This window comes from Odoribacter laneus YIT 12061 (genome assembly GCF_000243215.1).
GTDB classification, from domain to species: Bacteria; Bacteroidota; Bacteroidia; order Bacteroidales; family Marinifilaceae; genus Culturomica; species Culturomica lanea.
In genome coordinates this window covers 1,510,443-1,523,303 of sequence record NZ_JH594596.1, presented here as the reverse complement: position 1 = coordinate 1,523,303, position 12,861 = coordinate 1,510,443, and the positions used below count along the sequence as shown (strand labels likewise).

At 42.5% G+C, this 12,861-nt stretch carries 11 protein-coding genes; 9 read left to right on the top strand and 2 right to left on the bottom strand.

Features of this window, described 5'->3' with window-relative positions; genetic code table 11:
• Positions 1-150 precede the first annotated feature (150 nt).
• The 6 genes from fumC (at position 151) to HMPREF9449_RS06310 (ending at position 6,905) form a co-directional block, all read left to right on the top strand.
• Complete coding sequence (fumC, locus tag HMPREF9449_RS06335; protein WP_009136419.1) at positions 151-1,551, top strand: class II fumarate hydratase; 1,401 nt, start codon at positions 151-153, stop codon at positions 1,549-1,551.
• Positions 1,552-1,646: 95 nt separating this feature from the next.
• On the top strand, positions 1,647-2,999 hold the full coding sequence (locus tag HMPREF9449_RS06330) for an MATE family efflux transporter (protein ID WP_009136418.1): 1,353 nt from the start codon (positions 1,647-1,649) through the stop codon (positions 2,997-2,999).
• 159 nt (positions 3,000-3,158) lie between these two features.
• Entirely contained in the window at positions 3,159-4,514 is a 1,356-nt protein-coding gene (locus HMPREF9449_RS06325; protein WP_009136417.1) for a FimB/Mfa2 family fimbrial subunit, read from the top strand.
• A 170-nt stretch (positions 4,515-4,684) separates the two neighbouring features.
• Complete coding sequence (locus HMPREF9449_RS06320; RefSeq protein ID WP_009136416.1) at positions 4,685-5,209, top strand: O-acetyl-ADP-ribose deacetylase; 525 nt, start codon at positions 4,685-4,687, stop codon at positions 5,207-5,209.
• Positions 5,210-5,220: 11 nt separating this feature from the next.
• Entirely contained in the window at positions 5,221-5,760 is a 540-nt protein-coding gene (locus tag HMPREF9449_RS06315) for an NUDIX domain-containing protein (protein WP_009136415.1), read from the top strand.
• A gap of 263 nt (positions 5,761-6,023) precedes the next feature.
• Positions 6,024-6,905 (top strand): pirin family protein, encoded by an 882-nt coding sequence (locus tag HMPREF9449_RS06310; protein WP_009136414.1) that lies wholly within the window; start codon positions 6,024-6,026, stop codon positions 6,903-6,905.
• A gap of 30 nt (positions 6,906-6,935) precedes the next feature.
• Here the strand turns inward: HMPREF9449_RS06310 and HMPREF9449_RS06305 are convergent, their stop codons facing one another.
• Positions 6,936-7,784 carry a bile acid:sodium symporter family protein gene (locus tag HMPREF9449_RS06305; protein ID WP_040611686.1) on the bottom strand — a complete coding sequence of 283 codons (849 nt, stop codon included), beginning with the start codon at positions 7,782-7,784 and terminating at the stop codon, positions 6,936-6,938.
• Between the two features lie 542 nt (positions 7,785-8,326).
• Here HMPREF9449_RS06305 and HMPREF9449_RS06300 point away from each other — a divergent pair.
• Complete coding sequence (locus HMPREF9449_RS06300) at positions 8,327-8,929, top strand: nitroreductase family protein (protein ID WP_009136412.1); 603 nt, start codon at positions 8,327-8,329, stop codon at positions 8,927-8,929.
• A 485-nt stretch (positions 8,930-9,414) separates the two neighbouring features.
• Positions 9,415-10,659 carry an MFS transporter gene (locus HMPREF9449_RS06295; protein WP_009136411.1) on the top strand — a complete coding sequence of 415 codons (1,245 nt, stop codon included), beginning with the start codon at positions 9,415-9,417 and terminating at the stop codon, positions 10,657-10,659.
• Here the strand turns inward: HMPREF9449_RS06295 and HMPREF9449_RS06290 are convergent.
• Positions 10,628-11,953, bottom strand: coding sequence for an MATE family efflux transporter (locus tag HMPREF9449_RS06290; RefSeq protein ID WP_009136410.1), 1,326 nt, complete (start codon positions 11,951-11,953; stop codon positions 10,628-10,630). The two genes, HMPREF9449_RS06295 and HMPREF9449_RS06290, sit on opposite strands and share 32 nt — an antisense overlap.
• Before the next feature lie 99 nt (positions 11,954-12,052).
• Between HMPREF9449_RS06290 and HMPREF9449_RS06285 the strand changes: the two genes are divergently transcribed.
• Positions 12,053-12,832 (top strand): 4Fe-4S binding protein, encoded by a 780-nt coding sequence (locus HMPREF9449_RS06285; protein WP_009136409.1) that lies wholly within the window; start codon positions 12,053-12,055, stop codon positions 12,830-12,832.
• Positions 12,833-12,861: the final 29 nt, after the last annotated feature.

Sequence of the window (12,861 nt, the reverse complement as noted above, 5' to 3'; positions counted from 1 at the left end):
AAAAAACGTACCATAAAATGGTTATGAATGAGCTACTCCTTAAAGGGAGGCGGAGGATTCAAGCGAAGGGTCGGAAGGTGTTGAAACTTTAAAAACTTTTCTGTTTTTCCTTCGTTCTATAGAAAAGAGGAAGAATTAAAAATGAAAGTTATGCAGTATAGGAATGAAAGGGATACAATGGGGGAAGTAAAGGTTCCCGAGGGAGCTTATTATGGGGCGCAAACTCAGAGAAGTATTGAGAATTTTAACATTGCAGCCGACCGGGACCGGATGCCGAAAGAAATTATTCAGGCTTTTGCCTGGTTGAAGAAGGCTGCGGCTTTGACAAATCGGGAAGCCGGGGTTCTATCTCCTGAAAAAACAGATTTAATTGTGCAGGTTTGCGATGAAATACTCTCTGGAAAATGGGAAGATCAGTTTCCTTTAGTGGTATGGCAGACGGGGAGCGGTACTCAGACCAATATGAATGTAAATGAAGTTATTGCAAACCGGGGACATATCTTGAAGGGTGGAAAATTGACGGATACGAATAAAATATTAAGTGCAAATGACGATGTCAATAAATCGCAGTCTTCCAATGATACTTTCCCTACGGCTATGCACATTGCAGCGTATAAAATGTTACTGGAAAAGACATTGCCGGGCTTAGAGAGACTTCGGGCTACATTGGCCCAGAAAAGGGAAGAATTTAAAACGATAGTGAAGATCGGGCGGACACATTTTATGGATGCCACTCCGCTTACTTTAGGACAGGAATTCAGTGGCTATGTCGCTCAGTTGGAACATGGCATACAGGCCATACAACATACCTTACCCCATCTGGCGGAATTGGCTTTGGGGGGAACAGCTGTAGGAACGGGCTTGAATACTCCCCCTGAATATGCTGAACAGGTAGCTGCTAAAATCGCAGAATTGACAGGTTTGCCTTTTGTATCGGCTCCCAATAAATTTGAAGCATTGGCTACTCAGGATGCTCTGGTAGAAACGCATGGCGCTTTAAAAACAGTTGCTGTAAGTTTGATGAAAATTGCAAATGATATTCGGATGCTTACTTCGGGACCTCGAGCTGGAATTGGCGAAATCCGGATCCCTGAAAATGAACCGGGCTCTTCGATTATGCCTGGGAAAGTAAACCCTACCCAATGTGAAGCCCTGACAATGATAGCTGCCCAAGTATTGGGAAATGATGTAACCATTAATGTGGGTGGAGCTACCGGGCATTTTGAGCTGAATGTGTTTAAACCTGTTATTATTTACAATTTTCTGCACAGTGCCCGTTTGATTGGGGAAGGATGTATGAATTTTAATGATCGCTGTGCAGTAGGAATAGTACCCGTATACGATACAATCCGTAAACATTTGGGCGATTCCCTGATGTTGGTGACGGCTTTGAATTCCCATATCGGTTATTATAAAGCTGCTGCCATCGCCCGGAAAGCTTATTTGGAAAACAAGACACTGAAGGAAGCAGCCCTGGAGTTGGGATATGTCTCAGCGGAGGAATTTGACCGTTGGGTGGATCCTGCCCGTATGGTCGGTAAAATATCTTGAGTTTATAAAAGAAAGGAATAGGTTTCTTCGGAAGAGAATGTTTATTCCGTTTTCCCTTTTAGGGAGATTCCGTATCTTTGCCGAAAATTCCGGAGATGAATCGCAAGATATTACGTTTAGCTTTACCTTCCATCGTATCCAATATTACGGTTCCTTTATTGGGATTAGTGGATGTGACAATTGTCGGGCATTTGGGAGAGACAGCTTATATTGGAGCGATTGCAGTGGGAGGTTTGCTCTTTACTATTTTATATTGGAATTTCGGTTTTTTGAGAATGGGAACCAGTGGATTGACTTCCCAGGCTTATGGAAGAAAAGACGCTGCCGGCGAAATGCGGGTATTGATACAGGCCGTTAGCGTGGGATTGGTATCGGCTTTGTCTATATTGATTTTACAATATCCTGTAGAGCGTTTGGCGTTTTATTTGTTGGATACCAGTCCGGAAGTGGAACAATATGCCCTTACTTATTTTCGGGTGTGTGTATGGGGAGCACCGGCCGTACTGACCATGTACGGGTTTAAAGGGTGGTTTATCGGCATGCAGAATTCCCGTTTCCCCATGTATATTGCTATTGCTGTAAATATTATCAACATCCTTGGCAGCCTTTGTTTTGTGTTCGGGTTGGGGATGAAAGTAGAAGGGGTTGCTTTGGGCACTGTTGTGGCGGAGTATTCGGGTTTGTTGATGGCTCTTTTGTTGTGGAAGAAACACTATAAGGCTCTCAGACCCTGGATAAGAATCCGGGGAAGTCTTCATTGGAAAGCTATGCGACGGTTCTTTGCTGTAAACCGGGATATCTTTTTACGTACGGTTTGTCTGATTGCGGTTACCACCTTTTTTACTTCCAGTGGGGCAAGGCAAGGGAATATTATATTAGCTGTCAATACCTTATTGATGCAACTCTTTACCTTGTTTTCTTATATCATGGATGGTTTCGCTTATGCTGCAGAGGCGTTGGCCGGAAGGTATGTGGGGGCCTGTAATTTACCTAAGCTCCGGCAAGCCGTCCGTTATTTATTCGGTTGGGGAATTGGCTTATCAGCCTGTTTTACTTTGCTTTATGGAATAGGAGGAAAAAATTTTTTAAGTCTGTTGACGAATGATGCAGAAGTCATCCGGGCATCTGCGGATTATTTTTATTGGGTGTTGGCTATCCCTTTTGCCGGTTTTGCTGCTTTCCTGTGGGATGGGATTTTGATCGGAGCGACGGCTACCCGTCAGATGTTGTGGGCTATGGCGGTAGCCGCTATGGCATTTTTCTTTATTTATTACGGATTTTCCGGAAGAACAGATAATCATATCCTCTGGCTTGCTTTTCTGGTATATCTTTTTCTCAGAGGGGTGATGCAAACTGTTTGGGGACAGGCCATATTTACAGTAAAATACCTCCAAACGGTTAAAAATAAAGCATTTCCGGAAGGTAAAATCTCAGATCAACAAATGTGATGAAAAATTGAACTTTATACGAAATATTTATTATCCCTTGTTTTTTTCCGAAATTATTTTAATTTTATAAAGCACTTCGTCGTGTGTTGTTGCCTTCCAGACTCCTGTTGACAGGAGGATTGTTTATATCACTGTTTTACATTTTAAATTTTTCAGTATATGAAATGGGGTATTGTTATCTTTGTGTGGATAGCTTGGGGCTGTCAGCATGAACCGGAACCCTGGACCGAGGAAGGGAGAGGAACTCCTGTGTTTGTCCGGGCTGGGAATGGAATAAATCAGTTGCCGCCTGTAACGGGTTATCAGGTATTTGTGTATGATGAAAAAACTCGGGAGACCGGTTTTTATGAATGTAATCTGGTTGGAACCTCGGGAGATCGTTTTAATCTGGAGCTTCCGTCCGGAACTTATACCGGTTTTTGTATGGTCAATGTGGAGGATAAAGCCGTACGGGAATATAGTAAGACGAAAACTCCCGGACAGATTTTTATTCGGTTGAAGCAAGCGGAAGAAGGGTATTGTGAAACGAAGGATTATCTATTGGGACAAACAGATTTTACTATACAGGAGGATAAACAGGAGGAAGTTGTGTTTGATCTGGAAAGAAAAGTTGCCCGTTTGAGGGTTATTATTGAGAATGTTCCTCCGGAAATGAATAATTTAATGTTACACGTCACTTCTATTCCGGAAAAAATGAATTTATTGGGAGAATATACCGAAAATGTACAGACGGTAGTAAAAAGGGCGGAACGCGCACAGGAGGGTGTGTCTACGACTTCCTTGTTCTTATTCCCGGCCCGGGGAAATTGCGGACTTTCTTTTTCTTATAAAATGGGGGCTACTTCTTATACGACTTCTGTGCATGAGTTGAGTGCTTTATTGGCTAATCGGATTACTGAAATCAGGGTTGTTCTGGGACGTCCGGGGGAAGGTGATTTTGCCGATTTTCAGGTAAATATAAAAGGCTGGGATGAAAATGTAATATCCGATAAAGATTGGTATATCGATATTCCGGCGGCTTGTAAAGGGAAAGGAAACGGCGTGAATTTAGTGAGAAACGGAAGTTTCGAAGAGGGAAAATGGGAAGGTCTGCCTCTGGGGTGGAATTTAGGGACGGGAGGAGCAGACCGGCAGGCGATACGAGTTGGCTCTCCTGTATTAGAAGGCAAAAAAGCTGTGTGTCTGGAAGGTAAGACTTATCTTTATCAGGATATACCGGTAAGAGGGGATGCCTGTTATCAATTTCAACTATACGCCAATAGTCCTTCTGAAGAAGTAAAATGGCGCTGGTGGTGCACCTGGATGTCGGGAACTACGAATTTGCCTTCAGAAGATATCCGCACTTCAGAATATCATTATCAAACGCAAGGGTATATGGACGTATTCCGCAACCAAATATTCCGGTCCCCTGCAACAGCTAATAAATTGAGGCTGGAAGTCCGTACGTATACGCCTACCCTTATGTCGGGGATCGGGTTGTATGTGGATGCTGTCCAGGTAGAGTTGGTGGAATAAAGGTCGGATAGAGGAGTTTAGCGTGATGTAAATTGAAGGAAGAAAGCGGCTTTGAGAAAAGCTGCTTTCTTTTTGTTTCGCAAAAAGAAGATTGTTTTCGGTTGTTTTCCTGAAAGGAGTTTTTTATATTTGTAGAAATACAACGAGTTTATTATTTTAAGCAGAATAGTATGAAACGTTTGGAAATTATTCAGGGTGATATTACGACATTGAAAGTGGATGCTATAGTAAATGCTGCCAACAAGACCTTATTGGGTGGTGGTGGGGTAGATGGAGCTATTCACCGGGCAGCAGGCCCCGAGTTGTTGGAAGAATGCCGGAAATTACACGGTTGTGAGACAGGAGAAGCGAAAATAACGAAAGGATATCGTTTACCTGCTTCTTATGTAATTCATACGGTGGGACCTGTATATCGGAGCGGAAGGCGGGGGGAACCGGAACTATTGGCTGCTTGCTATCGGAATAGTTTGCATTTAGCTGTAGAACGGGGATTAAAAACGATTGCCTTTCCATGTATCAGTACAGGAGTGTACGGATATCCCAAAGAAGCTGCAGCCCGGATTGCTTTAAAGGAAGTGGAAGCTTTTTTGGTTTTACATCCTGATTTTGAAAAAGTGATAATGGTTTGTTTTGGTAGAGAGGATGAGTCTATCTACCGGAAATTACTTCAGGAAGAAAAAAAGGGTCAAATGTAAAACAAGAGAAAATGACAGAGAAACAGTATTGTTATAAATATCCGCGCCCTGCTTTGACAGCCGATAGTGTCGTATTCGGTTTTGATGGTGCCGATTTAAATGTATTACTGATACAGAGAAAAAACGAACCTTTTGAGGGGGATTGGGCTTTCCCGGGTGGGTTTATGGAAATAGAAGAGACTATTGAAGCCTGCGCTTTCCGGGAATTGAGAGAGGAGACCGGTATTATCCCCGCTTTTATGGATCAGATTGGTACTTTTTCTGCGATCGACCGGGATCCCCGGGGAAGGGTAGTTACCGTCGCCTTTTATACTTTAGTAAAGCTGCAGGATTATCAACCTGAAGCTGCCGATGACGCAGCTCATGCAGATTGGTTCAGAATAGATGAATTACCTTCTCTAGCCTTTGATCATACCAAAATATTGCGGTTTGCCCTTAGTAAGTTGAAAGAACGCTTAAAGCAGATTGCAAACGATCAGGTTCAGCCGGTTACTTCTTTTTCTGTACCGGAATTACAGCGCCTTTATGAGGCTGTAGGGAATGAACGGTAGAAATGAGACAAAGAGACCGTCAATCGGACTTATTCTTGTCGTAAATCTTGTATTTTCTTTGCTGAAATCTACCGGATTGTTTTTTTAACAATCTGGTATTCCTATATATTTAATTATATAGAATATCGCTCCCTATCTTCCTGCCTTTGCTTCGATATTTAATTTTTGCATTCAATCCCTTATATATTCCGACATTTATACAAATTTCTTTCAGAACTCCAACTTTTTAATGAGAGGGACGTTAATTTGAAAAAGTGAAGCAAATGAAAGCGAAAGAAATACAACAGATATTACTACCTCCTCCTCCTCATATGGTGGGAGATGGTTTCCGGGTCCATAATTTTTTCCCTTCTGGTTATAGTATGGCACCCAATCGGATGAGTCCTTTTTACTTGTTGGATTATAATGCTAAAATGGAATTTAGTCCCCGCAAAGATCCCCGGGGAGTCGGAGTACATCCGCACCGGGGATTTGAGACGGTAACTCTGGTTTATCAGGGCAAGGTAGCTCATCACGATAGTTATGGACACAGCGGCGTGATCGGAGCAGGAGATATACAGTGGATGACAGCCGGAGCAGGAGTATTGCATAAAGAATACCATGAAAAAAAGTTCAGTCGCCAAGGCGGTACTTTCCATATCGTACAACTTTGGATTAATTTACCGGCAAAAGATAAAATGAGCCCGCCGTATTACCAGAGCATTTCTCACGCCCGGATACCCGTTTACAGCTTGCCGGAAGGGCAGGGGCAGGTGGAAGTGATTGCAGGAGAGTTTAAGGGAGTGAAAGGAATTGCCCGCACCTTTACTCCGATTGAAATGTATAACTTTCGTCTTCGTTCCGGCGCATCCCTTGTATTCAGTCTGCCGGAAAATTACAACACGGGATTACTTGTCCTGGAAGGAGAAGTCAAAGTGAATGGAGAGGAAAGGGCAGAGACCGATCGGTTTGTGCTTTTCCGGAATATCGGTGAAGAAATTGCACTGGAAGCTCAGGAAGATTGCCTGTTGTTATTGTTGAGCGGAGAACCGATACAGGAGCCGATTATGGCCTATGGTCCTTTTTTGATGAATACCAAAGAGGAGATCGTTCAGGCTTATGAAGACTGGAGTAGTGGAAAATTCGGTTACCTGGAAGAAGAGTAGATAAAACAATGTCCGTGAGGGAGGCGGTCTTTATTTCTTTACCGTTTTGATATAAGTGAGCAGAATCAGGTTCATAAAGAGTGCATATAAAATAGAAGGGATAGCGATAGTACTGTTGTTGAAAATCAATGGACTGCTGGCAATGGCTATTCCTTGGGCTGCATTTTGCATTCCGATTTCGATGACGATGGTTCGTTTTTCCCGTCTTTGTAGATGCATGAGGCGGGAAAGAAGGATGCCGGAAAACATCGCTAAGGCGATTAACAGGATAATGCAGATTCCTAGTTGGCCGATATGAGCAGCGATCGTTTTATAATGCTGAATAAAAAATACACCTGCCAACAATAAAAGAGCCGGAAAAGAAATCTGATGCAATTTCCGCTTTATTTTTTCTGCTTTTTCCGGGAATTTAGCTTTAAATAAGAGGCCTAAACCTATGGGAAGTAAAGTCAGGATCAGGTTCTGCATCACCAATGCTCCGATAGGTAATTGTATAAAAGTACCCGTATGACTGCCTGTCATTTGTGTCGCCCAGCCGAGAATCAAGGGAATGGTAAAGAGCGTGATAACGCTGCTGAGGGCTGTGAGACTGACAGAAAGAGCTACATCACCTTGTGCCAGCATAGAAAAAATATTGGAAGAACTACCGCCGGGCGAACAAGCAATGAGAAGGAGTCCGATAAAAAAGAGGGCATCCAGGTGAAATAGAGAACCTAATAAAATGGCTAAAAGAGGCAAAAGAATAATTTGTCCGATGAGTCCGGCTATTACCGGACGGGGACGATAACGGAATAAGGTAAAATCCCGAATATTGAGTTCCAGGCCGAGTTCAAACATCAGTAAAGTCAGAATGGGCAATACAATAAAAATCGGGTTCATCATTCTTGTTTTTTACGAACGGCAAAGATATTAATTTTTCGGGAACGAAGGAAGGTGTCTTTTATAAACGTCGGATCCTATTCCCCTTATGCGGGCAAATTGCTTTTTTCTGATACTAGAATTTAAGTCTATCGCTTTTTACAATCGGATGTATAGGATTATTCTTTAAATAGTAATAATATAATTCTTGAAAAGATTCAAAGCTTTCCAGTCTTAGAAGATTTAAGAACATCTGTCAGCCGTCATCTTCACGAAAAATCACTATCCGGCCTATGCTACGTTAAAGAAAGGGGTAAATAGGGGTAATAGACAGTTGACGAGCTGGGCCTAGGCCTGCTGAAGAGAATTTGGACGCTTGTCAAGTCTATGAAAAAAGTCTATTACCTGAATAAGGGAATTGATTTATAGCCTCTTTCCCCTCCCCGGGGGCATTTTGTTTACTTCTTAAAAAAAAAGACGTATATTAGGATATCTTTGTTAGATGTAAAACGTTCGTAAAGCCCGAAGAAAGGCGGAAACGGACAGCTTAAAGTAAAAATGATATGGAAAGAAATTTAAAAGAGGCCTTGAAACACAGGAGAAGCTATTATGCTCTCGACAGTCAGTCGCCTATTTCAGACGAACAAATTGAAGAGATTATGCGTTTTGCAGTTGCCCATACGCCTTCGGCTTTTAATTCGCAATCGACCCGTTTGGTTTTGTTGTTGGGAGAACATCACCGGAAATTATGGAAGCTGGTGAAGGAAACACTTAAAAAAATCATATCGGAGGCTGCTTATGAAGCAACCGAAGCGAAAGTCGACAAATCTTTTTTGGCCGGCTACGGAACCGTACTTTTCTATGAAGATCAAACAATTGTGGAAAGTTTACAAAAAGCTTTTCCCTTGTATCAGGATAAATTTCCGGAATGGTCTGAACATACGTCGGCTATGCATCAGCTTGTCGTATGGACTATGCTGGAAAATGCCGGATTCGGGGCTTCTTTGCAACATTACAATCCTTTAATAGACTTGGCAGTTCAGGCAGAGTGGAGGCTTCCGGAACATTGGCGGCTCATTGCCCAAATGCCTTTTGGAACCCCACTTACAGCTCCCGGTAAAAAAGATATGCATCCCGTAGAAGAACGAATAAAGATTTTCAAATAGAGATTGAAAGGAGGGATCGGTGAAAATCAGTGAATAGATAAAAAGTCTATTCACTGGTTTTTATGTGTTTTTATCCCGATTAGTATAACAGATTGTATTCTCATTTTTTGGGATTTTACGGGGGAACTATTTTCTATCTGTTTTTTTAATATAGGAAATCTCTGGGATTTTTATAATTTTGCTTTCCAAACCCGACTGAACGATGAGGATAATAAAGTAATACTTCCCGAAAACAAATATTTTCCCGGAAAGAGGGGATTTTATTTATATTGAAGGGAGGAGACTTCAGTACCTCTTCCCTTGCTCATCCAGAAATTTTTCGTGTTGTTTTTAAATGCAAAGGGGGATACTTATATACGGATAATTCGGCCGGTATCTCCTGAATAGATTATTTTTTAAGTCCCCCGGCTTATTTTGAATATATCTTGATATCAGTTCGTTAGATGGTATAAAATGTATAATTAATTTTGATGTAGTACTTAATTATGGAAAGTTGGAAAAGAAAGTTCGCTATCATTTGGACGGGGCAATTGTTTTCTATATTAAGTAGTGCGATTGTTGGATATGCTGTCGTGTTTTGGATTAGTATGGAGACGCGCAGTGCGGAAGTATTGTCTTTGGCTGTCATGGCGACTTTGCTTCCTCAGGCATTATTAGGGCCTTTGGCAGGTGTGTATGTTGACCGCTGGAAGCGTAAGCGTACCTTGATCGCAGCGGATATGTTCGTTGCCTTTTGCTCGTTGATTTTAGGGCTGTTGTTTTATTTCGGAAAGGCAGAATTGGGGTATATTTATTTACTATTGGCGTTGCGGAGTGTAGGAAGTGCTTTTCACTCTCCGGCCATGCAAGCTGCTATTCCTTTATTGGCTCCAGAGACAGAATTAATGCGTATATCGGGTGTAAACCAGGCGATACAATCCGTCTGCAGTATTGCCGGTCCGGCTTTGGGAGCGTTATTTATCACTTCTTTTAATATGACTGTGGTCATGCTCTTGGACGTGGCGGGAGCGTTAATTGCCTGTACAGCCTTATTATTTGTGACCATCCCTGATCCTGTTGTAAAGGAACAAGTGGATAAAAAGAGTGTAGTGCGGGAGATGAAGGCGGGCATACGGGAAGTGAGGCGGCATAAAGGATTGGGAGAATTGATGGGGATATCGGTTATGGTTACTTTTATCCTGATGCCGATAGCCACCCTTTTTCCTTTAATGACAGTAAATCATTTTGGGGGGGATACTTACCAGATGAGCTTGGTGGAAATTGTCTGGGGGAGCGGGATGTTAGTCGGCGGCTTGATTTTAGGGCTTTGGAAAATAAAAATCCGGAAAGTAATCCTGATCAATATTTCTTATCTGGTGCTGGGACTTTATATGTTATTTTCAGGTTTGTTACCGCCGCAAGATTTTATGGTATTTGTTATTTTGACGGCTATAGGAGGGATATCGGCTCCTTTTTACAGTAGTCCTTTTACGGCCCTCTTACAAACACATATTCCTTCTTCTGCTTTGGGAAGAGTATTTTCCCTTTTTGGAAGTCTGAGTCTTTTACCGTCTATGCTGGGGTTACTGGCTACCGGTTTTATAGCGGATAGCATAGGGATAAGCCGTTCTTTCGTATGGGGAGGAATTTTAATTTTGGGTTTAGGAATATTGTCTTTCTTTATTCCTTCCATTATGCAATTGGAAAGAAAAAAGAAATTTAAGAATTCTGGAGGGCTTCCACTGTGCTAAAATGAGTTTTTTCCCGTTTTATGAATAAAGTAGTGATAAAGGTGGAAAGAAGGTCGGAAAAAGGGACAGCTATCCAGATCCCGTTTATTCCCCATAATCCGGAGAAAACAAAAAGAGAAGGAATGAGAAAAATAAATTGACGGGACATATTGATGAACAGGGCCTTGCGGGTTTTGTCAATGGATTGGAAAAAACTGGCGACGATTAGTTGAAAACCGAGAATGGGCAGGGTACAGAATACGATGCGCAGGCCGGTTTGGGTGATACGGGTCAGTTCCGGGTGTGAAGTAAACGGGGAAATGAAATGCCCGGTAAAGAATTCTCCAAGAATAAAACCGGTACAACTGATTCCGGCTCCTGCATAGACGGCAAGCCGGAATAACCGGACTTTAGCAATTCCCGAATGATTGTGGATCAGGATTTGCATTCCCTGGCAGATGCCGGAAATCGTTATCATGATCAATATCGTATAACTGCTGATAATTCCATAAGCCCCGATTGCTATGGTGCCGCCGTGTACGACCAAATAATTATTCATAATGATACTTACGGTGCAGATTGTCAGATTCATAAAGAAAGGAGTCATGCCTGTAAGTATAATCTTGAGGGTTTGCCGTGCCTGGGGTTTGAAGTATGTTTTTCGTAAAACGACCGGACTGTCCGGGCTAAGAAAGTGGAAACAGATCAATAAGGCGCAAGTTCCCATAGAGAGAACGGTAGCTATTGCACCTCCTTCTATGCCCATCCCCAGTACAGAGATAAAATAATAATCCGATACCACATTCAGAATTATACCCAGAAAAACGATCCAGGCTGCTTTGCGGGCAAATCCGCAAACTCGCATACAATTGGTAAGACCGGCCGTCAGGTTTAGAAAAATGCTACCCGGAATAATGATATTCAGGTAGCGGACCGCATAGGGCAGAGTTTCTGTACGGCCACCGAACAAGAGAATAATTTCTTTTTGAAAACCGGATAGTATAAAAATGATCAGTAAAGAAATCAAAAACGTAAGGGAAAAAGTATTTCCCAGTATTTTTTCGGCAATAGGTATCTCTTTCCTTCGGAGGCATCTGCCTATTAAAATAGCGCCTCCCGTTCCTACAATAGAACCGATTGCTGTGAGGAGCACCATTAGTGGTAAGGTCAACGATAGCCCCGCCAATGCCGTAATACCTTCGCTTTCGCCGATAAACCATCTGTCTGAGATATTACAGAAAGCAGCTACCATCATACTGATTGCAGCCGGAACAGAATAGGATAACAGCAGTTTAAAACCGGCTCTTTTATGCATATTGTTGTTTCGGATGATGTAATAAACGACAAATTTACAAATTTTATCGTTTTTTATTTACCTTTGTTTGTAATTTCATTCTAATAAATTGAATTGAAGATGGAATACCGGAAAATATATGGGATTTATTTTTCGCCCACCCACACTTCCAAGAAAGTGGTAGAGGCGATAGTGAAAGGCTATGAAGCAGGAGCATGGGAAGAGATCGATTTAACCTTTCCGGCTCAGGAGAGAGAAAGGGTGATAAAAGAGGCTTTGGTGATCGTTGGAGTACCGGTGTATGGTGGGCGGGTAGCGGAGACTGCTTTGGAGCGATTGGGGCAAATCCGGGGGGAGAATGCTGCTGTTGTATCAGTTGTCGTATATGGAAACCGCGATTATGAAGATGCGCTTTTGGAATTATCCGATTTTATGAAAGAAAGGGGATTTGTATCGGTGGCAGGGGCTGCTTTTATCGGGGAGCATTCTTATAGCCGGAGGGGGATGCCTATTGCTGCTGGACGCCCCGATACTGAGGATAAAGCGGAGGCGTTGGCGTTTGGAAAGAAGGTAAAGAAAAAGTTAGAAAGGCTGGTAAGTTTGGAGGAGGCCGGGGAATTGAAAATACCGGGACATTTCCCTTATAAAGAAAAAGGGACGAAAACGCTTATTGCTCCGATTACCCGGGAGGAACTTTGTATCCGTTGCGGAATTTGTGCAAAAGTGTGTCCTACTGCAGCCATAGAAGGAGATATCCCGCGTAGTCTGGCGGAACGTTGTATTAAATGTTGTGCTTGTGTCAAAGAATGTCCGCTAGAAGCCCGGGTTTTTGATACGCCTTATACGGCTATGTTGTTTGAAAAATTCAGCACCCGGCGGGAACCGGAATGCTGGATTTAAACGAACGGAGCGGGTTATCGTTGAATCTA